Source organism: Clostridium sp. CMCC3677, from assembly GCF_023845585.1.
In the GTDB taxonomy this organism is placed as follows: Bacteria; Bacillota; Clostridia; order Clostridiales; family Clostridiaceae; genus Clostridium; species Clostridium aquiflavi.
Genome location: NZ_JAMQHS010000008.1, coordinates 129,066 through 150,358 on the forward strand (window position 1 = coordinate 129,066; position 21,293 = coordinate 150,358).

General features: G+C 25.9%; 20 protein-coding genes and 1 pseudogene. 14 read left to right on the forward strand and 7 right to left on the reverse strand.

The genetic code is table 11. The annotated features are described in order from the left end of the window. Positions 1 to 164 precede the first annotated feature (164 nt). The 10 genes from NG901_RS11410 to NG901_RS11455 all read left to right on the forward strand — a co-directional run bounded on the left by NG901_RS11410 (position 165) and on the right by NG901_RS11455 (position 12,241). Positions 165 to 1,874 (forward strand): methyl-accepting chemotaxis protein, encoded by a 1,710-nt coding sequence (locus NG901_RS11410; RefSeq protein ID WP_252214649.1) that lies wholly within the window; start codon positions 165 to 167, stop codon positions 1,872 to 1,874. Positions 1,875 to 2,439: 565 nt separating this feature from the next. Further along, a complete protein-coding gene (locus NG901_RS11415) occupies positions 2,440 to 4,149 on the forward strand; it encodes a methyl-accepting chemotaxis protein (protein WP_252214651.1) in 1,710 nt (569 codons plus the stop codon). 384 nt (positions 4,150 to 4,533) lie between these two features. Then, the gene (locus NG901_RS11420) at positions 4,534 to 5,136 is read left to right on the forward strand and encodes an HD-GYP domain-containing protein (RefSeq protein WP_252214653.1); all 603 of its coding nucleotides are present in this window, start codon (positions 4,534 to 4,536) and stop codon (positions 5,134 to 5,136) included. Between the two features lie 151 nt (positions 5,137 to 5,287). Continuing rightward, positions 5,288 to 6,376 (forward strand): sensor domain-containing diguanylate cyclase, encoded by a 1,089-nt coding sequence (locus NG901_RS11425; RefSeq protein ID WP_252214655.1) that lies wholly within the window; start codon positions 5,288 to 5,290, stop codon positions 6,374 to 6,376. Between the two features lie 61 nt (positions 6,377 to 6,437). Then, positions 6,438 to 7,124 carry a peptidylprolyl isomerase gene (locus tag NG901_RS11430; protein ID WP_252214657.1) on the forward strand — a complete coding sequence of 229 codons (687 nt, stop codon included), beginning with the start codon at positions 6,438 to 6,440 and terminating at the stop codon, positions 7,122 to 7,124. 273 nt (positions 7,125 to 7,397) lie between these two features. Further along, on the forward strand, positions 7,398 to 8,111 hold the full coding sequence (locus NG901_RS11435) for a YoaK family protein (protein ID WP_252214659.1): 714 nt from the start codon (positions 7,398 to 7,400) through the stop codon (positions 8,109 to 8,111). A 213-nt stretch (positions 8,112 to 8,324) separates the two neighbouring features. Continuing rightward, entirely contained in the window at positions 8,325 to 8,840 is a 516-nt protein-coding gene (locus NG901_RS11440) for a GNAT family N-acetyltransferase (RefSeq protein ID WP_252214660.1), read from the forward strand. Positions 8,841 to 8,990: 150 nt separating this feature from the next. Continuing rightward, positions 8,991 to 9,857, forward strand: a complete 867-nt coding sequence (locus tag NG901_RS11445) for an SDR family oxidoreductase (RefSeq protein ID WP_252214663.1) — start codon at positions 8,991 to 8,993, stop codon at positions 9,855 to 9,857. 394 nt (positions 9,858 to 10,251) lie between these two features. Next, positions 10,252 to 11,238, forward strand: a complete 987-nt coding sequence (locus NG901_RS11450) for a ketoacyl-ACP synthase III (protein WP_252214666.1) — start codon at positions 10,252 to 10,254, stop codon at positions 11,236 to 11,238. 214 nt (positions 11,239 to 11,452) lie between these two features. After that, positions 11,453 to 12,241, forward strand: coding sequence for a nucleotidyltransferase domain-containing protein (locus tag NG901_RS11455; protein WP_252214669.1), 789 nt, complete (start codon positions 11,453 to 11,455; stop codon positions 12,239 to 12,241). A 40-nt stretch (positions 12,242 to 12,281) separates the two neighbouring features. Here NG901_RS11455 and NG901_RS11460 read toward each other — a convergent pair. Next, positions 12,282 to 12,434, reverse strand: a pseudogene (locus NG901_RS11460) (transcriptional regulator). Between the two features lie 41 nt (positions 12,435 to 12,475). Continuing rightward, entirely contained in the window at positions 12,476 to 13,018 is a 543-nt protein-coding gene (locus NG901_RS11465) for a DUF6512 family protein (protein ID WP_252214672.1), read from the reverse strand. A gap of 275 nt (positions 13,019 to 13,293) precedes the next feature. Here NG901_RS11465 and NG901_RS11470 point away from each other — a divergent pair, with 275 nt between their 5' ends. Then, positions 13,294 to 13,668, forward strand: a complete 375-nt coding sequence (locus tag NG901_RS11470; RefSeq protein WP_252214675.1) for a RidA family protein — start codon at positions 13,294 to 13,296, stop codon at positions 13,666 to 13,668. A 264-nt stretch (positions 13,669 to 13,932) separates the two neighbouring features. On the opposite strand, the gene NG901_RS11475 is transcribed toward NG901_RS11470, so the two are convergent. Next, positions 13,933 to 14,373 (reverse strand): hypothetical protein, encoded by a 441-nt coding sequence (locus tag NG901_RS11475; RefSeq protein WP_252214677.1) that lies wholly within the window; start codon positions 14,371 to 14,373, stop codon positions 13,933 to 13,935. 309 nt (positions 14,374 to 14,682) lie between these two features. Between NG901_RS11475 and NG901_RS11480 the strand changes: the two genes are divergently transcribed. After that, positions 14,683 to 14,982 (forward strand): DUF3892 domain-containing protein, encoded by a 300-nt coding sequence (locus tag NG901_RS11480; RefSeq protein ID WP_252214680.1) that lies wholly within the window; start codon positions 14,683 to 14,685, stop codon positions 14,980 to 14,982. Between the two features lie 79 nt (positions 14,983 to 15,061). On the opposite strand, the gene NG901_RS11485 is transcribed toward NG901_RS11480, so the two are convergent. Genes NG901_RS11485 through NG901_RS11495 form a run of 3 tightly spaced genes read right to left on the reverse strand, consistent with a single transcriptional unit; the run spans position 15,062 to position 16,940 of the window. Continuing rightward, on the reverse strand, positions 15,062 to 15,874 hold the full coding sequence (locus NG901_RS11485; RefSeq protein ID WP_252214683.1) for an ABC transporter permease: 813 nt from the start codon (positions 15,872 to 15,874) through the stop codon (positions 15,062 to 15,064). Continuing rightward, positions 15,868 to 16,572, reverse strand: coding sequence for an ABC transporter ATP-binding protein (locus NG901_RS11490; protein ID WP_252214686.1), 705 nt, complete (start codon positions 16,570 to 16,572; stop codon positions 15,868 to 15,870). The genes NG901_RS11485 and NG901_RS11490 overlap by 7 nt, the downstream gene beginning before the upstream one ends. Continuing rightward, complete coding sequence (locus NG901_RS11495; RefSeq protein ID WP_252214689.1) at positions 16,572 to 16,940, reverse strand: GntR family transcriptional regulator; 369 nt, start codon at positions 16,938 to 16,940, stop codon at positions 16,572 to 16,574. The genes NG901_RS11490 and NG901_RS11495 overlap by 1 nt, the downstream gene beginning before the upstream one ends. Positions 16,941 to 17,215: 275 nt before the next feature. On the opposite strand from NG901_RS11495, the gene NG901_RS11500 reads away from it, so the two are divergent. Further along, complete coding sequence (locus tag NG901_RS11500) at positions 17,216 to 18,676, forward strand: methyl-accepting chemotaxis protein (protein ID WP_252214691.1); 1,461 nt, start codon at positions 17,216 to 17,218, stop codon at positions 18,674 to 18,676. 101 nt (positions 18,677 to 18,777) lie between these two features. On the opposite strand, the gene NG901_RS11505 is transcribed toward NG901_RS11500, so the two are convergent. Further along, entirely contained in the window at positions 18,778 to 19,506 is a 729-nt protein-coding gene (locus NG901_RS11505) for an ATP-binding protein (protein ID WP_252214693.1), read from the reverse strand. Positions 19,507 to 20,087: 581 nt separating this feature from the next. Between NG901_RS11505 and dltD the strand changes: the two genes are divergently transcribed. Next, on the forward strand, positions 20,088 to 21,275 hold the full coding sequence (gene dltD / locus NG901_RS11510; RefSeq protein WP_252214695.1) for a D-alanyl-lipoteichoic acid biosynthesis protein DltD: 1,188 nt from the start codon (positions 20,088 to 20,090) through the stop codon (positions 21,273 to 21,275). Positions 21,276 to 21,293 lie beyond the last annotated feature (18 nt).

Consider the following 21,293-nt stretch of genomic DNA (forward strand, 5'->3'; position numbering starts at 1 on the left):
AAAAATGAAATGAATCATATATAATGTAGCTATAAATATAAAATACAAAAACTATTTTTATAAAACCATATTTTAAAATTGAATTATATTAAAATATTATTTAAAAACATAATAGAAGCATATTAAAAATACTTAAATTTTACTTATAGTAAGGGGATAGGGGAATGTTAAAAACAATAAAAAATAAACTGATTTTTCTTGTAACTATTTTTGTAATTACTATTATATCTATGGGTATTTATTCAGTAAGGACTTTAGATGTTGTAAATCAAAAATCAACAGTTATTGCACAAGAATGGGTTCCAGCAATTATATATTCAGAAGAATTAAATACTATGACATCAGATTTTAGGCTTCTTGAATATGATCATATTATTGCAACAAGTCCAGAAACGATGCAAGAAAAAGAAAAAGCTATGGAACAAAAGAATGCAGAAATACAAAAAAAATTAGATCTTTACTCAGAAACTATAGGAACAGAAGATGATCAAGTATTATTTAATAGTATTAAAGAAGAGTGGAATAAATACTTAGAATTAAATAAACAAGTAATTACTTTAAGTAGAGAATTAAAAACAGAAGAAGTAATGAATATAATGAATAATGAATCAAAAGAAGCTTTTGATAAAGCATCTTCTTCTTTAGTGAAATTAGCTGATCTTAATGTAAAAATGTCTGAACAAGAAAGTTTAAATGGTGACAAACAATATAGTGCTACTGTGAAAATAAATATTATTATAATAGTAATATTAAGTATAGCAAGTGTAATTTTTGGAGCACTTATTATTAAGTCTATAAGAAGACCATTAAATATTTTAAAAGTTGAATTAGATTCTCTATCAGAAAGAGGAGGGGATTTAACTCAAGAAATAAAAATTAATTCTGAGGATGAAATAAGTGATTTAGCCAAGAGTTTAAATAAATTCATACAAAATTTAAGAGAAATTATTAGAACTGTTAATGAAAGTTCGGATGATATAGAAAATGTTGTAGATATTATAAAAGGTAATGTTACAAATTTAAATTCAGACATAGAAGAAGTTTCAGCAACAACAGAACAACTTGCTGCAAACATGGAAGAAACAGCAGCTTCAGCTGAAGAAATGTTAGCAACATCACATGAAATAGAACAAGCAGTAAACTCTATTGCACAAAAGTCTCAAGAGGGAGCAATTAAAGCGGGAGAGATAAATAAAAGAGCAGAGGATACTAAGATATATGTACAAGCTTCTCAAGAAAAAACAAATGAAATATTTGCAAATACAAAAGTAGAATTAGAAGAAGCTATACAATCATCAAAAGTTGTTGAACAAATAAATGTACTTTCTGAGTCAATAATGCAAATAACATCACAAACTAATCTTCTAGCACTTAATGCTGCTATAGAAGCTGCAAGAGCTGGAGAAGCAGGAAAAGGATTTTCAGTTGTTGCAGAAGAAATAAGAAAACTTGCAGAGCAATCAAAAGACACAGTAATAGAAATTAAAAATATAACAGGAAAAGTAACAGATGCAGTTAAAAATCTTTCAAACAGTTCAAACAAATTATTAAAATTTATGTCTGTAGAAGTAGATAGTGATTATAAGAATATGTTGGATGTAGCAGATAAGTACAGTAAAGATGCTGACTTTGTTGATAATCTTGTAGCAGATTTTAGTTCAAGTTCAGAGGAACTTTTAGCATCACTACAAGATGTAATTAGAACTATAGATGGAGTAGCACAAGCAGCTGGTGAGGGAGCAGGTGGTACTACGGATATTGCAAGTAGTATATTACAGGTTAACGATAAATCTAATGATGTTTTAGAGAATGCATTAAGATCACAAGAAAATGCTCAAAAACTAAAAGAAGAAATTTCTAAATTTAAGGTTTAGAATATACTTAATTTTAGAATATAGATTAAATAATTATAAGGGTAGACATTAAATGTTTGATATGCTCTCTTTATAATAGACGGTTTTATTATTTTAACTGTCTATTATAAAGGGGGCAGTTCAATTATATGATGTCTGCCTTTGTTTTTATTCTTAAATGTTTTTAGATAAGTTTATTCCACAATTATTTGTTAAGTACAATGCTTGGATAGTGGATATTTACTATTTTGAATATTTGAATTTAATTTATAATAACTATTTTAGAGATTAGATAATTCTATAAAATATATCATTTGATAATTATTATTTATATAAAATGCTTTAAATATTAACAGATAAACAATATAAGAGATGAAAAACTACAAAAAGCGACTAAATAATCAAAATTCGTTTTAAAATTTTAACAAGTAATATATAATATTATTTGTAATATAAAATAAAAAAATACAATTTTGTAAAATTAAATTATATTAAAAATACAATTTTGTTTAATTTTGAAAAAATATAGACGAAAATACATATAAGGTATTAAAATTTTATTTATAAACAGTAAGGAGCTAAAGATATGTTAAAAACAATAAAAAACAAATTGATTTTTCTTGTAGCTATTTTTGTAATTACAATTATATTTATGGGTATTTATTCAATAAAAACTTTAAATAATGTAAATAAACAATCAACAATCATAGCACAAGATTTTATCCCAGCAATGATATGTTCAGAAGAATTAAATACAATGACATCAGATTTTCGATTACTTGAGTATAGTCATATAGTTGCAACAACTCCAGAAATTATGGAAGAAAAAGAAAAAGCTATGGAAGAAAAAGAGAAAGAAATACAGAAAAAATTAGACATTTATTCAAAAACTATATATGGAGAAGAAGATAAAGAATTATTTAATATTGTTAAAGAAGAATGGAACAAATACTTAGGATTACATAATCAAGTTATTGCTTTAAGTAAAGAATTAAAAACACAAGAAGCAATGAATATAATGAATCAGGATTTAAGAGAAGCTTTTAATAAAGCATCATCTTCTTTAATAAAATTAGCAGATCTTAATAAAAAAATGACTGAAAATGCTAGTTTAAAAGGGGATAAAGAATATAATGAGTCTATTAAAATAAATATAATAATAATAGCAGTATTAAGTGTATTAAGTATAATATTTGGAACTATTATTATTAATGCTATAAGAAAGCCATTAAATGTTTTAAAATCAGAGTTAGATTCATTAGCAGAAAGAGGCGGAGATTTAACGCAAGAAATAGAAATAAATTCAGAAGATGAAATAAAAGATCTTTCAATAAGTTTAAATAAATTTATACAAAATTTAAGAGCGATTATTAGAACTGTTAATGAAAGTTCTAATAATATAGAAGATGTTGTAGAACTTATTAAAGATAATGTTACAAATTTAAATTCAGACATAGAGGAAGTATCAGCAACTACAGAAGAACTTGCTGCAAATATGGAAGAAACAGCAGCTTCATCAGAGGAAATGTTAGCAACATCACAAGAGATAGAAGAAGTGGTTAAGTCTATTTCGCAAAAATCTCAAGAAGGGGCTATTAAAGCAGGAGAGATAAGTAATAGAGCAGTAGATACTAAAATGAATGTACAAGCTTCAGAGAAAAAATCAACTGAGTTATTTAAAAGTACAAAAGTAGAATTAGAAGAAGCAATACAAGAATCAAAAGTTGTTGAAGAGATAAATGTACTTTCTGAATCAATAATGCAAATAACATCACAAACTAATCTTCTTGCGCTTAATGCTGCTATAGAAGCTGCAAGAGCAGGAGAAGCGGGAAAAGGATTTTCAGTTGTTGCTGAAGAAATAAGAAAACTTGCAGAGCAATCAAAAGACACCGTAATAGAAATTAAAAATATAACAGGAAAAGTAACAAATGCAGTTGGAAATCTTTCTAGTAGTTCAGATAAATTATTAAAATTTATGGCTGTAGAAGTTAATGGTGACTATAAAAACATGCTAGATGTAGCAGATAAATATAGCAAGGATGCCGAGTTTGTTGACAATCTTGTAACTGATTTTAGTTCAAACTCAGAGGAACTTTTAGCATCTTTACACGAAGTGCTTAAAACAATAGATGGAGTTTCACAAGCAGCAAATGAAGGGGCTGGAGGTACTACAGATATTGCAAGTAGTATTTTACAAGTCAATGATAAGTCTAATAATGTTTTAGAAAATGCATTAAAATCACAAGAAAGTGCTCAAAAATTAAAAAAAGAAATTTCTAAATTTAAGATTTAGAATATATTTAATTTAAGGTTATGTTTTAGTAGTGTGTTAATAAAATCTAATTACAATGCCACTTTGCCTATAGCATATATAAACACATATTTAAAACAAAAACTGATTTAAAAATATAATCTAAATTAATGATAGAGATAGATGTTATATATTCAAAATAATGTCTATCTTTATTTTTGTATAGCAAAATAGAACAATATATTTATAATAAGTAAAAGTTGAACAACTTATTTACAAATATGATAATACAAATGATAATCATTGTCAAGTAAGCCCCTTAGTGGTATATTATTACTATAAAGAATTTAGGTAATTAAATTTTATATTACATGATAATATTTGATTTTTTATATAATTAAAAATATTTTATAGAGGAGTTTAAGAATGGAATGTATATTTAATAATCATGAATTAATTTGTCATGATCTTATCGAAAGCATTGTGTTTGCACTGGATGCAAAAGATAGTTATACTGCGAAGCATTCAATGAGAGTTGGTGACATGGCATGTGAAGTTTGTAAATTTCTAAATTTAAGTACTGAAGATAGAGAAATAATACATATTGCTGGGCATGTTCATGATATAGGTAAAATTGGAATTCCAGATAATATATTAAATAAAAAAAGTAAATTAAGCGAAGAAGAATGGAATGTAATAAAACAACATCCAGCCATCGGTGCAAAAATTTTAAGCAGTTCAAAAAAATTAGCAAAGATAAGTGAAATTATATTATATCATCATGAACGTGTTGATGGTAATGGATATCCAAAGGGGTTAAAAGAAAATCAGATTCCATTAGGAGCTAGAATTATTTCAATATGCGATTCTATTGATGCTATGTTAAGCAAAAGAGCGTATAGAAATAGTTTGAAATTAAGTGCCTGTAAATTAGAAATAGAAAAAAATATTGGAATAATGTATGATGAAAAAATTGCAAAATGTGTATTAAACAATTGGGATTCTCTTAATAAAAGTATAAAAAGATAATTTTGAAATTATTGGGATAAAAATTTTCTACATAAGTAAAAATAAAAAATTACTAATAACTATTTAAGATATTATTATAATTTTTTATTTTAATAAAGTATTATGATAAAAATAAATTGTAAACTTAATTAATGCTAGAGGATGATAGAGAATGAAAAGTATTTATTTATTAAAAAATGATATGAATGGAGTGATATATTATTTACAAGATTTTATAAATAATCATAAGAAAATATTGATTATTATTTTAATTTTTATGTCTATTTCATTATTAGATGCATTGTATTGTTTTTTAGTTAATATTAAAGAACAACGAAAGTTTATGAAAGAATTAGAATTAGAAAGAGAAAAATATTTAATTGTAATAGAGCAGTTAAATGATATTATATTTGATTTTGATTTAATTAATGGAAAGGTAATAACTTCACCAAAGTTCAAAGAAAAATTTGGATGGAAATTAACATCAAGAGAACTAGATATAAACAAGTTAAAAGATTCTAAGATTTATACAGAAGACATATCTATAATAAGAAATATTATACCTAATATTGAAAATATGGAAAAACAATCAATAATAAAGAAGATAAGAATAAGAAAAAGTGATGGATATTATTTATGGTGTGAATTAATACTAAGTTATATTTATAGAAATAATAAGATTGTTCGCATAATTGGTAGAATTACAGATATTGATGATGAAGTGAGAGAACGAAATATACTTAAAGTAAAGTCAGAACGTGATCAACTTACTGATTTATATAATAAGTTAACGTTTTTTAATAAAGTAGATGAAAGAATAAAGAATAATGAAAATAATGAAAGTATATTAGTTTTTATAGATATTGATAATTTTAAATTAGTAAATGATTGTTTAGGTCATATAAGTGGAGATGAAGTTTTGAGAGATGTTGCAAAAAAAATTAATAGTATCTTTGATAAAGAAATTAATATCAATGCTAGATTTGGAGGAGATGAGTTTTGTGTATTTGAAGAGAATTCATCTATTTTAATGATAAAGGAAAAGATAAAGAAGTTATCTATAATATTAGAAGAAACTTATATGGGGAAAAATGGGCAAAAAGTTAATGTTTCAGCAAGTATAGGAATTGTATCTTATCCTTATGATGGGACAAATTTAAAAGAATTAATTGAAAAAGCTGATAGAGCATTGTATAAATCAAAAGAAAATGGAAAAAATCAAGTTACAATTTATAACGATGGTATTAGTATAAGTATATAAAAATAAATAAATTATGTTATACTTATAGTATTAAATTTTAATTGTAGGGTGGCGAAATTTGATGAGTATAAAAAGTATAAAGAAGTATACCAAGTTGATTTTATTATTAGTTTTTATTAGTTCTTTAGGCGGAGTTGGTTGTGGAAACCTTAAAGATAATGATACAAAACAGACTTCAGAATCAAATTCTACAGCAGAAGAGGTTCACATTAATTCGCCAGAGGGAATTGAAAATTTACCATTAGCAACTATAAAAGTTAAAGATTATGGAGTTATTGACGCTGTGTTATATCCAGAAACTGCTCCTAATACAGTAAATAATTTTATAAATTTAGCTAATAAAGGTTTTTACAATAACCTTAAATTCCATCGAATAATTAAAGACTTTATGATTCAAGGTGGAGATCCTAATGGAGATGGAACTGGGGGTCCGGGTTACTCAATTGAAGGAGAGTTTAGCTCAAATGGTATTCCAAATGGATTAAAACATACAAAAGGTGTACTATCTATGGCAAGAACCCAAAATCCTAATAGTGCAGGAAGTCAGTTTTTTATAATGACTGCAGATGCACCACATCTTGATGGGGAATATGCTGCTTTTGGTGAGGTGATATCAGGTTTGGATGTTCTTGAAAAAATAGGAAATGTTAAGACTAAATCAAAAGATATTCCTGAAGATGATGTGATTATTGAATCAATTACTGTTGATACTAAAGGTGTAGAATATAAAGAACCAAATAAAAAGTAGAACTATCTTTATAAATATATCATCATTGCTATTTAAGCTTTGATGATATATTTTTTATTCTTTAGGAATTTATATTATTAAAAAATTTGTGGATAACTTTTAAAATAATGTGTTTTAAAGGTATTATGAGTACCCCTAAAGAATAAAAAATAATCATATGCCGCACCATTATTCCTGCACTGCGTTTGGAAAGGGCGCATGGCTAAAAAAATCGACGGCTCCAAAGTCGCCTTAGCGATTTTGTTCTGTTGTACAAAAGGGGGAAATTTAAAATTGTGTACTAAAGATATGAATATTAATATGTGTAAAAACAAAAATGTTAGAACTTCTGAATCAGTACATTTAGGAATGCTTTTAGCCATTGTTGGGGGATTCCTTGATGCTTATACTTTTGTTTGTAGAGGTGGAGTTTTTGCAAATGCAGAAACAGGTAATATTGTTTTAGTAGGAGTAGAAGTAACAAAAGGAAACTTAAAAGGAGCTATCATGGCATTTTTACCTATTTTAGCATTTATAATAGGAGTTATTGTTGCAGAAACAATAAAAGAATTTGAATCCTGTATTAGAGTGGTAGATAGTCATCGTACTATTTTAATAATTGAGATGTTAGTGCTTTTTAGTGTAGGATTTATACCAACTACAATTCCAGATATATTTGTAACTACAACTATATCATTTGTTTCATCAGTTCAAATATCTTCATTTCGAAAATTAGTTGATTCTCCATATAGTACAACTATGTGTACTGGAAATTTGAGAAGTGCTTCGCAAGCTGCATATATGGCTTTTAGAAAAAAGGATAGTACTTATACTATAAAATCAATTCGTTATTGTATAATTATAATCTCATTTTTAATAGGGGCATGTTTAGGCGGAGTGTCAACTTTAAAAATTGGAGTTAAATCCGTTTGGATCTCAGTAGTTGTATTAATATGTGCTATTGTATTATTTAGTATAGATGAAAGAAGAATTAAAGAGCAATCTTAAAAATGTAATTAAATTCAATTAAATGCTATTAAAAGTAATTAAATTGAATTTAATTACAGCTACCAATAAATTGGGAAAAAACTTATTTAAATCGAGAAAAAATAGGATATTCTCATATAATAACATATTACAAAAATTACAACATTTTACTATTTGATTATATAATTGGTACAATCGATTAAGATTATTAGAATTATTTGGAGGGATAGTATAATGTTATATTCAGATATAAATCTCCAACATGAGGTTTATAGAGAAGATGTTTTTGATATTGCAAAATGGTTGAAGGATGAAGAGGTATCTAAATTTCTAAACGAAAAAGATGGAATAACCAATAGCTTAGATAATTTGGCTAAAAACTCAACATTACCTGTAATGACTCAGTATTTTAATAATAATGGTCCATTTTATATGATAGAACATAAAAATAAATCTATTGGTTATTTAAAAATTGTTACTAAAGGTAATAATAACAGTGCAGAAATAGTTGTTGCTATTGGAGATAAGAAAAAATGGGGTCAGGGAATAGGCACAATAGCAGTAAAAAAAGCTTTAAGTGAGGCATTCTTAAAATACAGAGTTAAAAAAGTGGTAGCTAAAATTCATAAAGAAAATTATAGATCAAGCAAAGTATTTAAAAAAGTAGGGTTTATTGAAAATGAATTATTAGAAAAGGAAACAAAATACTTAATAACATTTAATAATTATATTAGTCAATTTAGCAGTTAAAGTCAGAAAAATTATATTTTGTCCATGAGCTTTATACTACAATATCAACACTGTTTTAAAACATAGCCTTAGATATAAGATGAAATAAATATTTTTTATGTGTTAGGAAATACTATTTAATATTAAATAGATAACTAAGGAGGAGTCAATATGAATTTCCCTAATTTATTTCCAGCACAACATCAAACTAAGCATCCAGGATTTGAATATGAAATGAACCCAATTCCAATATATTATGATCAACAATATAATAAAAAAGGTGACTTATTAAATAATAAAGTTGCAATAATTACAGGTGGAGATAGTGGAATAGGAAGAGCAGTAGCAGTAGCTTATGCTAAACAGGGCGCAGATATAGTAATTGTTTATTATAATGAAAACAGAGATGCAGAAGAGACTAAAAAACTTATAGAAAATGTAGGCAGAAAATGCATTATTATAAATGGTGATATTGGAAAAGCAGACTTTTGTAATGATGTAGTTAAAAGAACTATTGATGAGTATGGAAAATTAGATATATTAGTAAATAATGCAGCAGTTCAATATGAGTGCCAAGATATAAAAAATATATCTGATGAACAATTTGACAGAACTTTTAAAGTTAATGCATATGGAACATTTTATATGACAAGAGCTGCATTAAAACATTTGAGACAAGGAAGTTGTATAATAAATACAGCTTCAGTTGTGGCTTTTAAAGGAAATGAAACTTTAATAGATTACTCTATGACAAAGGGTGCTATAACTGCATTTACAAGATCATTAGCACTTTCACTTGCAAAACGTAAAACTGGAATAAGAGTAAATGCTGTTGCTCCAGGTCCTATTTGGACCCCACTTATACCCTCTAGTTTTGATGCAAATAAGGTATCGACTTTTGGATCAGACACCCCTATGGGAAGAGCGGGTCAACCTGTAGAATGTGCTGGAGCATATATTTTTTTAGCTTGTGAATGTGCATCATATATTACAGGGCAAACAATACACATCAATGGTGGAGAAATAGTTAATTCATAATATAAATAATATTGTTTCAAATTCAACTCATTTTGTTGCCACGGAAAATCCCAAAGAATTTAGAGGGATTTTTAAATAAACATAGAATAGAAGATTAATTAAGTTATAGTATCAAAGATGATTTCTAAATTATATAGAAATCATCTTTTTAGTTTTATAAAAAATTAAATTATTTGGTAAAAAATATCAAAAAACAAAGAAAATATAGAATAAAATTCAAAAATAGTATAATTTAAGTAAATATGGTTGACACAAGGCGAAATGTAGATTATCATATAATATATGATGGTAATATTTTACAGAGAAGTATTTATCATAAGTAAATAATATTTAATAATTAAAATTTTTTATATAAATTATTATTATTAAAAAAATGATTATAGGAGAAATGAACATGAATATAAAGATAAGAGCTATAGAAACAGAATATCCAGAAAATATTGTAAAGAATGAATTTTATATAAATCATTTTAAAGAACAAGGAAAAGATATAAATAGATTATTAGAAGCTTTCGGAAGAAAAGAAAGAAGAATAGTAGATAATGATACTGATACAACACTTAGCATGGGAATTAAGGCTTCATTAAAAGCATTAGAAAGTGCAAATCTTACAGGAGAAGATATAGATTTAATTATATTTTCAAGTCAATTTCCAGAATATATATGTCCAACTCAAGCATTAATAGTACATAATGCCATAAAAGGAAAAAGTGATACTATAGTGATGGATTTAAATGTAAATTGCCTTGGTATGTTAGTAACACTTGATACAGCATCAAGACAATTACTTCAAAATAATAAACTTAAAAGAGCATTAATAATAGGTGCAGACTATGCTTCAATTCATATGAAAAGAAATGATGAATTGTGTTATCCAATGTTTGCAGATGCAGGATGTGCAATGATTTTAGAAAAAACTGATGAAGATTGTGGATTTATTGATTCTGATTATTTTACTGACAGTAGAAAATATAGTTCTGTAATGTATCCAGAATGTGGTTCATCTTCATATTATAAGGATACCACATCTTATGATGATATGAAATTTGGATGGACAGAATGTGATGATGATGTAGTTCATATAGCAATAAATTCTATTAATAAATTATTAAAAGATAATAATTTAGAGGTATCAGATATAAGTGCCTTTTGTCTTTCACAATTTGCACTTCCTATAATAAATGGATGCATAGATGGTTTAAGATTAGATCCAGAAAAAGTTATTTTTGTAGGCGATAAGTTTGGATATACAGGGACAAGTTCACCTCTTATGGCGTTTAATGATGGAATAAAGAGTGGAAAAATTAAAAGAGGCGATTATGTAGTATTCTGGTCTATTGCAGCTACTAGAACAGCTTGTTCTGTTTTGTTTAAGTATTAGGGTCTGTTTTAGCAAAGTGTTGATTTTTGACTCTCACTTAACGATTCTCAAAGTCCAATTACAATGCCACTTTGACCTATTGCATATATCAACGCATATTTAAAAGAGATTCAGATATTAAAATAATTATCTAAAATTAAGAATATAAATAAGCATAAAATAGATTTTATTAATAATATAGTATATTTATATGAGTATATATGGGGGGAGCAACATGGAGAAAATTAAAAGTTTAATTGAAGACTTTAGTAAAAGACATGAAGTAGAAAGTATTGCACTTGGAGGATCAAGAGCTACTAAATTAAATGATAGCAATTCAGATTATGATCTATATGTTTATTTAAATTCGGACTTATCTAAGGAAATTAGAAAAAATATATTAGACAAATATTGCAAGTATATAGAATTAAATAATACTTATTGGGAAGCAGAAGATGATTGTTATTTAAATGATGGAAAAATTATTGAAATTATTTATCGTAGTATGGATGACTTTGATAAAGAATTAAAATCAGTAGTTTTAGATGGTAATGCATATAATGGATATACAACTTGTATGTGGTCAAATGTAAACCAATGTGTAGTTTTATATGATAGAAATAATAAGCTACAAAAATTAAAAGATAAATATAATATTAAATATCCTAAAGAATTAAGAAAAAATATTATAGAGAAGAATTTAAAACTATTAGATGGATATATTCCTTCATTTTCTATGCAAATAGAAAAAGCAATAATTAGAGGAGACATAGTTAGTATTAATCATAGAATTACAGAATTTCTAGCTAGTTATTTTGATATAATTTTTGCAGTTAATGAATTACAACATCCAGGAGAAAAAAGATTAATTTCAATATGCTTAAGTTCTTGTAAAGACTTACCTAAAAATTTCGAAGAAAATTTAGATAAACTTCTATCAGGAAATAGAAATAAAGAAGAGATCATGTCAGTGGTAAACAATATTGTAGATAATATAAAAGAATTAGTTTTAAATGCCAAATAAAAAAATATATCCTTAGGATAAATTCCTAGGGATATATTTTTTATTTATTAGCAGGTTCCAATTTGCAACGAACTGGTGAAACTATTAATTCTTCTTTTTTTAATTCTTTAAAAGCTTTATCAATATCTTTACGATCTTATCCAGAAAGCTTTTCAACGTCACCAGCACTTAATGGTTTGTTTGCTTCGCTCATAGTAATGATGAAGAAATAAATTAAATATTTTACAAATTATATTAGTGAATTCCATATTCTCCAGTAGTTGAATCAATAAAAAGAGGTATTTTAGGTTGAATAAATGTAAATAGAGTAAATAAAAATATAGTAATAAAGAAAAGACTAGAATATAGATAATTATTACTTAGATCATAATTAGCATAAGCCTTAAATCCAATGTATTGTCCGATAGATACGCCTAGGACTAATGAGAAGATATCTAAAACTAAAGAGTGAATTCCTAGGGCACCAGTATAAGTATAATAAAAAATAATTATTGTAATTGAAGAAATTATCATTGAAATTGTGCAAGAACAAAACCATTTTTCCCAATCTAATATTATATCATTGAAAATAATATAGGATATAATATACCAAATTATTGTAGGATATACAGCAAGTTTTAAGTGTTCCCAGATGCTTTCATTAACAGGAGTAAATAAACCAACTAATAAAGAATTATTACTTAATTTATATGTGTAATGAAATAATGTTGCAAGTAGTACTATAAAGGGAATTGACAATAGGAAATATAATTTATAATAAAAATACATCTGAAACATTATGAGTCCCTCCTAAGTATAAATTGTTTTATCATTACTATAATATATAGCAATAATGTACTTAATTATGAGTTGTGTTAAAAATTATTTTAAATGAAGGAATATATTTTGTTATTGAAACAAGAAAATGAAAATTTTGTGATGAATTTTTAGAAAAATATTGAAAAATGTTAGTAGATTTTAAGTTTGGTATGTATTAAAATATCTATTAAAGCAATATGTAATATGTTTTTAAAAATTATAAAAGAATACAATTATTATTGGGGGAATTTAAAATGTTAAAAGTTACGAAGACAGATAAAGCGCCGGCAGCAATAGGTCCGTATTCTCAAGCTGTAAGTTTTGGGAATTTATTATTTACATCAGGACAAATTCCGTTAGATCCATCAAGTGGAGAAGTTATTGGAAAATATATTGAAGATCAAGCTACTCAAGTTATGAAAAACATTAGTGCTATATTAGAAGATAATCATCTTGATTTTTCTAACGTTATAAAAACAACTTGTTTTCTTGCTAATATGAGTGATTTTTCTAAGTTTAATGAAGTTTATGCAAAATACTTTATTAGCAACCCTGCACGTTCTTGTGTTGCAGTAAAAGAATTACCTAAAAATGTATTATGTGAAGTGGAAGTAATAGCGGCTAAATAATAAAAAAGACTATACCTGTTAAGAAATAAACTTAAGGTATAGTCTTTGATTAATTTAAAGAAAGAATTTAATTCATATTTAAACTTTTTTTTCTAAACTTTATAAAAGGAATTTTGATTTCTATAATAAGAGTTGAAATGAATCCAAGAATACTGAGTATAGTATTATAATAAATTATATTTTGTAAAAAGTAATATGATAATATTAAATTTATGTATTAATCAAAATGAGCCTTAATGTTTTAAGGCTCATTTTGGTGTTCCATTATCTTTTATGCTTGGAATTGTTATTATTATTCATATTTCTATTCATGTTGTTCATATTATTTCTATTCATATTATTCATGTTATTCATATTATTCATACCATTAAATGGATTACCACCATTATTTTGATTTCCCATAAGCATATTCATAATAGGATTATTGTTCATATTAGAATTATTCATCATATTAGGATTCATTCCGCCCATAAGCATGTTTAAAAGTGGGTTACCACCCATTCCTTGAGCTTGGTTGTTATTTCCACCGCCAAACATATTCATCATAGGATTACCATTCATCATAGGATTGTTTCCCATCATTTGATTTCCACCCATCATGGGATTGTTTCCCATCATAGGATTACCACCCATAGCATTCATCATACCAGCTAGTGGACTATTAGGAAATAATGCACTAAATATCATACTTAATAATGGATTCATACTATATTCACCTCAAATATTTATTGCTGTTACTGTATAGTATTATTATTAAAGTTAAAACGGTACTTAAATTATATAAGATATAGTAATTAATAAATATTTTATGTTTCTTAATTACTAATTGTAGTTTGATAATAATATGAAAATGTCATATATTAATAAAAAGTCTTTCCATAAGAGTAGTAATAATAAACTTAAATTAAAAGTATTTACTAAATATAGTAATAAAAAAATTAAAAATTTTTCTTATGAATTAAAATATATTATTAGGATAAAATAACATCATAATATTATAGGAGGTGTGATTTTATGAATAGTAATGAAGGAATGTTAGGGGGAGTACCAACTAATATTACTAAAGAAGTTACTACACCTAACAGTAATGCACAATTAATATCAGCTGTAATAAAAAGTTCAGGGGAAATAACAGGATATGAACTTTCAAATGGTCAAAGAATATCTAAAGAAGAAGGAGTGAAAATGGCCAAAGATGGGAAAATAGCTGGTGTATCAGTTAGTGTTTCCAGAAAAGGAGAAGAATATCTTAGGAGTTTACCAGATCAAAATGAATCAAATAATTTAAGCTCACTACCAACAATTAGTGAGTAAAAAATAGAGATATAAATAAATTTAATAGTAAATAAAAATAGTTGAGATTAAAATCTCAACTATTTTTTATATAATGCAATTATTCTAAATTTAATTTATTTTTTATGATGTAATTAGTTATTAAAAAATAACATATGAAGAAGAATAAATGAAATAATATTCCTCCAATAAAAAATTCATGAACTTGATTTAATGAAGAAATATTCCAAGAAATCATTGAACCAGAATATTTATCTGCGAAAATAATTGCGATAGTAGAAATAATAGTATTCATTATAATGTTTAAAACTATAAAAGCTCCAAATGAAGAAAGTATTTTTCTCTTATTAAATAAGTGACCAATTGAAATAGAAGCATATATCATTAAAATTCCCATACTTAGTTGTGAAAGTGCAGCTATTATAAATTCTAAACCAACCATATATCCACTAATTCCGTATTGAGCATATAGTAATGAAAATGCATTACAGATGTCTCTAAATAAATCTGGATTAAGTGCATTAGAGTTAAATGTTAGTATTAATACTGAAAGCATTGCAACAATACCACTTACTATACTCCAAATTATTGCAACTAAAAGTTTACTACATATATTTTGCCAAGGTGCTACAGGCAATGTATGCATTAAATAGCCTTCATCACCAAGAATATTTTTATAAAACCTTTGTATTATTACAAAAAATGTTACTACAAATACCGCTATCATAGTTGCAACATAAGCAAATATACTAAGGAAAGCTGGAATTCCACCTAAAGTATTTCTATCAATTACAGAAAAGTCATTATTCATAAAAATTTTATTAATTAGTGCAAATATTAAAAGTGCAGCATAAAGCGGAAGCAATACTCTTCCGGTTGCTTTTGTCTCATATTTCATTAATTTTCCTAACATTTAAATACCTCCCTAAATAAAGCATCAACACTTTTTCCATGTTCTTCTCTAATTTCATCAACACTTTTTGTCAAGTATATTTCACCATAAGATATAAATACAACATCATCTAATACTTGTTCAATATCTGATATTAAATGTGTAGATATAATTACAGTTGCATTTTCATTATAATTATTAATAATAGTGTTTAAGATATAATCTCTAGCAGCAGGGTCAACACCGGCTATTGGTTCATCTAAAAAGTAAAGTTCAGCATCTCTACTCATTACTAAAATAAGTTGTACTTTTTCTTTTGTACCCTTAGACATAGTTTTTAATTTGTCATTAGGATTAATATTTAAATTTTTTAACATATCATAAGCTTTATCAGAATTGAAATCTTTATAAAAATCCTTAAATAAATTTATGATGTCAGATACTTTCATCCAATCATTTAAATAAGTTCTTTCTGGTAAATAAGAAACTATTTTTTTTGTTTCAACTCCAGGTTTATTTCCATTAATTAATATTTCACCGCTTGTAGGTGTTAATAGGGAATTAGCAAGTTTTATTAATGTACTTTTACCGCTACCATTTGGTCCTAAAAGGCCAACAATTCTACCACGATTAATTGTTAAATCAATTCCTTTTAAGGCTTGTTTTCCACCATAATTTTTAAGTAAATTTTTACATTCTAATATAGGTGTATTATTCATTATTTCATCTCCTTCATAAATTCATCCATAATATTCAGTATTTCATTTTCGGTATAGCCTATATTTTTCATATTATTAAGAAAGCTTTCAATTTCTTTTTTAGCTAGATCATTTCTAATTTTATTAATCAAGTCTATATCCTCCGTAATAAATCTACCACTTGTTCTTTGTGTAAATACTAATTTTTTTCGTTCAAGCTCAGTAAGAGCTTTTTGCATTGTATTAGGATTAACAGATGCTTCACTAGCAAGTTCTCTTACTGAGGGTAATTTATCACCAATTTTATATATACCAGAAATAATTCTTAATTGCAGTTGATCTATTAACTGTAAATATATTGGCCTATCATCTTTGAGTTCCCAACCCATATTTTCAACTCCTTGTATTATTGTATTAATAACATAATACAATAATACAGCTATATACTAATTTTGTCAATACTATGTTTGGAATTAATAGGATAAAAACTAAAATAATAGAATATTAACATTTTCAATATTCTTAAGTTTAATTACTCGGTGATATTTAATTATGCATATATAAACACAGATTATAAATTAAATAAGAATAAATATGTTTTAATAGAAGAGCATGTATAAATATGTTATTATATTTTATAAAGTAGGTTAGGGGAGGGTGAATTATGAAAATAGGAACAAATGAATTAGAAAGAGCAAATTTGTTAAACATTAAATTATTATTAATTTTATGTTTAACATTAATAGTACAGTCATATATTTTACATGGGTTAGTTAGAGGGACAACTACATTAATATTTTGTATATTTGTAACTGTATGTGTAATATGCATAAAAAAATTTGTAAGTAATTCTTTGATATGTGGAATAGGAATTCCGCTTGTTATAATGATAGCAGAATTAGTTTTTGTAATTTTAGCAGGTGGAACAGGTTTTGCTATAATATTATTTTTATCCACTTTAGTAATGAGTTCATTATACTTTGATCATAAAATAATAATAGGCTATTCAATAATATTAAATGTAATTATATTATTTATTCAGTTTATCATAGGGTTTAATTTATTAGGAAGAGGACAAGGTATAGATATATTTGTAACTCAATTTACTGCAGTAATAATATCAGAAGTAACATTATATTTTATGGTTAAATGGTCCAAAGAAGCATTAGAGAATTCAATTCAGTCTGAAAATGAAATAAAATGTGCCATTTTAAAAATAGGCAATACTACTAATAATATAATTAGTCAAATAAATACATTAAATGAAAGTACTAAGAGTACAAGAGATCAATCACAAAGTGTAACAAGAGCAATGGAAGAAATAATTCAAGGTATAGAAGTTCAAGTGACTAGTATGTCTGACATTACAAATTCTGTTCAGTATATTAAAGAAGAAATAAATTCAACATTAAAATTATCAAATGAAATTGAGGACAGCTCTAAGAATCTTAGTATAAAGACAGATGAGAACTTTTCAAGTATTAATATAGCAAGTGATCATATTAATAGCATTAGAAATATAATGAGTGAAGCTAATTTAACAGTAATAGAATTCAGTGATAATATGAAACAAGTTATAAATGTACTTAAAGGAATAAAAGAAATTTCAGAACAAACTAATCTTTTAGCACTTAATGCATCTATAGAAGCGGTAAGAGCGGGGGAAGCTGGTAAGGGATTTGCTGTTGTTGCAGAAGAAGTACGAAGTTTATCTGAAAAAACTAAAGAAACAACTAATGAAATAGAAGAATCTATTTTAGGTATACAAAGTAAGATAGAAATGGTAGTTAAATCTGTTAAAAAAGGTGATGAAGAAGCAGAAAAAGGTAAAGATATTATAGAATCTACTTTGATTAGTTTTAAAGATATGCAAAAAATGTTTGAAAATATCAAAGATGACATATATAAAGAATATGGATTAGTGGAAAAAATAAATTCATTAGTAGACAATGTACAATCAAATGTTGAAAGTACAACAGCTATTACTGAACAATATGTAGCTAATACAGAAGAAGTAACAACACTACAAGAAGAACAGGAAGAACAAATTAACAGCATACAAGAAAGTGTTGAAAACATATACAATGAAGCAACAGAACTAACGAGTTTATTTTCAAATGATTAAATAACAAGGATATGTTTTAGTAAAATGTTAATATATGTATAAACAAATTGGACGGAGCAATTAATGTTTTATTAATTGCTCCGTATTTATTTTCATAGATATTATTCTAAAATTTCTCCAGAAGTAGAAATGGTTACAATTTGCCAAGGTATTACTTTTCCACTTTCCATAAGTGCTTTTTTTATGGCATTAACTATTCCAGCACAACAAGGTACTTCCATACGAACAATAGTAATACTATTTATTTCATTATAATTTAATATTTCTATTAGTTTTTCAGAATAATCAACATTATCTAATTTCGGACAACCTATTAAAGTAATTCTATTTTTCATAAATTTATTGTGAAAGTCTCCATAAGCATATGCAGTACAATCTGCTGCAATTAAAAGATTAGCATCCTTTAAATATTCTGCTTTAGGTGAAACAAGTTTTATTTGAACTGGCCATTGATTTAATTGAGAAGATACAATATTTGTTTTTTCATTAGTTAAATCATTATGTTTTATAACTTTGGCATTAGAACCAGGACAACCTTTAGGTATATTTACATTATTATTTAAATTTAAAGTTTTAGGTATAGATGTTTTTTTATTTTCCATATTTAATTTGACTGCTTCTTCATCGTAGTCTAGAGCTTCTCTTTCTTCAAAAGAAATAGCATTTGTAGGACAAGAAGGTAAACAATCACCTAACCCATCACAGTAATCATCACGTAAAAGTTTAGCTTTACCATTAATTAATCCAATAGCATCTTCATGGCAAGCATCAACACAAAGTCCACAACCAGTACATTTATTTTCATCAATTTTAATAATTTTTCTTATCATAAAAATAACCCCCATAACAATGAATATTTATTAAACTACGTATTTCGTAATATTGATTATAGTATATAGAGAATTTTAAATCTGTTTCAAATGTAACACATTTAAAGTGAATTTTATAGGCTATGTTTTAAAACAGTGTTGATATTTTAGTATAAAGCTCATGGACAGAGGAATTTACTTTAAGAACACTAAAATAAAGCTTAGTCCAATTAATGCATGCTCCCAATCAAAGATTGTTGACAAGCAATTAATTGTAAATATTAAAAGGAAACTCGACTTCGCTGAGTAAGTTCGAAAAGCTAAATATAAAATTTAGATTCTCACTTAAGAGTTCTAAAAAGCAAATTCCAATGCCAGTTCGCCCTTATACTAAAATATCAACATTCACTTAAAACATAGCCATTTTATAAAATAATTTTAAATTATTAATGTAATAATTAATTAAAAATAGGTAATACTATACAAAATATTAATATGATTATTTATATAAAATACTAATTGTATTATGTAAACTTATAATTGCAAATTTACTCAATAATATATATAGATTTTTAGATACAATTATAAAAAGGAGGAGCAAAGTGAGAAAAAAATTTATATACGTAATACTTCCAATTGCTATAGTATTAATAACAGTTATTTCTTTAAATAGTTTTTTAAATAAAGAATTAGATGACATGTTAAGCAAGAAGGAATTAAGCAGCATAGACAAAGAATATGGAAGTATATACAAAGACAAGGGAGTGGTATTTAACGAATACGTTACCCAAAATAACGAACTAGTATTACAAGGGTCATCAGAGTTAGCTTCTCCAGTTTCACAATTACCTACAATATTTTTCCCAGTTAAAGGATTAGATACAATTGTTACAAATGGAAGATCTTATTCTCAACATTTACATCAAATATCTATTTTAGGAAGTCAACAACAAGTAGATATGGAAGGAAAGAAAGTTGCACTAATACTATCACTTCAATGGTTCTTAGATGAAAATGGAATAGATTCAGGAGGTTTTCAAGCAAATTTTTCACCAGTACAATTTTATGAGTTTTTAAGCAACGATAAAATAAGTAAAAATAATAAAAATCAATATGCAAAAAGGATATGTAGTTTATTAACCGGAAATACTCAATTTGGACCGGAAAGACTATATTCTAAAATATATATTAATGATAGTTTTTTTTATAAAATAGCTAATATAGCATTTAAACCTTATTTTATAGTAAGAAAAGAAATGGTTAAACTGAAAGATAAGGGATTATTATATAAAAAATTAAGAACTTTACCTCAAAGAAAAGCAATTAAAAGTGGAGCAGTTGATTGGAATGAAGAATATAAAAGAGCAGAAGAAGAAGGCAAATCTAAAGTAACTAATAATGAATTTATGGTTTATGACTATTACTATAATAACAATTTAAAAAATAACGTAGATTCACAAAAAGATGCAAATAAGAATGTTGATTTAATGAAGTCAAAAGAATTTGAAGATTATGAGTTATATTTAGACACTTGCAATGAATTAGGAATAAGACCATATATAATTTTAATGCCTACTAATGGATTATGGTATGACCATATTGGAATTAAAAAAGAAGAAAGAGATAATTTTTATGATAAAGTACAACGAATGGCTGAAGGTAGAGGCTTTGACGTTTTGAATTTAAAAGATGAAGAATATACACCTTATTTTATGTGTGATGTAATGCATTTAGGATGGAAAGGATGGCTTAAAGTAGATGAAGAACTTTATAAACATTTTAAAGAATAATGAAGCACTAAAATTTGC

What these genes read in the sequence shown, in the direction of transcription:
- NG901_RS11410 (WP_252214649.1), top strand. Translation starts at nt 165, where the DNA reads ATGTTAAAAACAATAAAAAATAAACTGATTTTTCTTGTAACTATTTTT.
- NG901_RS11415 (WP_252214651.1), top strand. Translation starts at nt 2,440, where the DNA reads ATGTTAAAAACAATAAAAAACAAATTGATTTTTCTTGTAGCTATTTTT.
- NG901_RS11420 (WP_252214653.1), top strand. Translation starts at nt 4,534, where the DNA reads ATGGAATGTATATTTAATAATCATGAATTAATTTGTCATGATCTTATC.
- NG901_RS11425 (WP_252214655.1), top strand. Translation starts at nt 5,288, where the DNA reads ATGAAAAGTATTTATTTATTAAAAAATGATATGAATGGAGTGATATAT.
- NG901_RS11430 (WP_252214657.1), top strand. Translation starts at nt 6,438, where the DNA reads ATGAGTATAAAAAGTATAAAGAAGTATACCAAGTTGATTTTATTATTA.
- NG901_RS11440 (WP_252214660.1), top strand. Translation starts at nt 8,325, where the DNA reads ATGTTATATTCAGATATAAATCTCCAACATGAGGTTTATAGAGAAGAT.
- NG901_RS11445 (WP_252214663.1), top strand. Translation starts at nt 8,991, where the DNA reads ATGAATTTCCCTAATTTATTTCCAGCACAACATCAAACTAAGCATCCA.
- NG901_RS11450 (WP_252214666.1), top strand. Translation starts at nt 10,252, where the DNA reads ATGAATATAAAGATAAGAGCTATAGAAACAGAATATCCAGAAAATATT.
- NG901_RS11455 (WP_252214669.1), top strand. Translation starts at nt 11,453, where the DNA reads ATGGAGAAAATTAAAAGTTTAATTGAAGACTTTAGTAAAAGACATGAA.
- NG901_RS11465 (WP_252214672.1), bottom strand. Translation starts at nt 13,018, where the DNA reads ATGTTTCAGATGTATTTTTATTATAAATTATATTTCCTATTGTCAATT.
- NG901_RS11470 (WP_252214675.1), top strand. Translation starts at nt 13,294, where the DNA reads ATGTTAAAAGTTACGAAGACAGATAAAGCGCCGGCAGCAATAGGTCCG.
- NG901_RS11475 (WP_252214677.1), bottom strand. Translation starts at nt 14,373, where the DNA reads ATGAATCCATTATTAAGTATGATATTTAGTGCATTATTTCCTAATAGT.
- NG901_RS11480 (WP_252214680.1), top strand. Translation starts at nt 14,683, where the DNA reads ATGAATAGTAATGAAGGAATGTTAGGGGGAGTACCAACTAATATTACT.
- NG901_RS11485 (WP_252214683.1), bottom strand. Translation starts at nt 15,874, where the DNA reads ATGTTAGGAAAATTAATGAAATATGAGACAAAAGCAACCGGAAGAGTA.
- NG901_RS11490 (WP_252214686.1), bottom strand. Translation starts at nt 16,572, where the DNA reads ATGAATAATACACCTATATTAGAATGTAAAAATTTACTTAAAAATTAT.
- NG901_RS11495 (WP_252214689.1), bottom strand. Translation starts at nt 16,940, where the DNA reads ATGGGTTGGGAACTCAAAGATGATAGGCCAATATATTTACAGTTAATA.
- NG901_RS11500 (WP_252214691.1), top strand. Translation starts at nt 17,216, where the DNA reads ATGAAAATAGGAACAAATGAATTAGAAAGAGCAAATTTGTTAAACATT.
- NG901_RS11505 (WP_252214693.1), bottom strand. Translation starts at nt 19,506, where the DNA reads ATGATAAGAAAAATTATTAAAATTGATGAAAATAAATGTACTGGTTGT.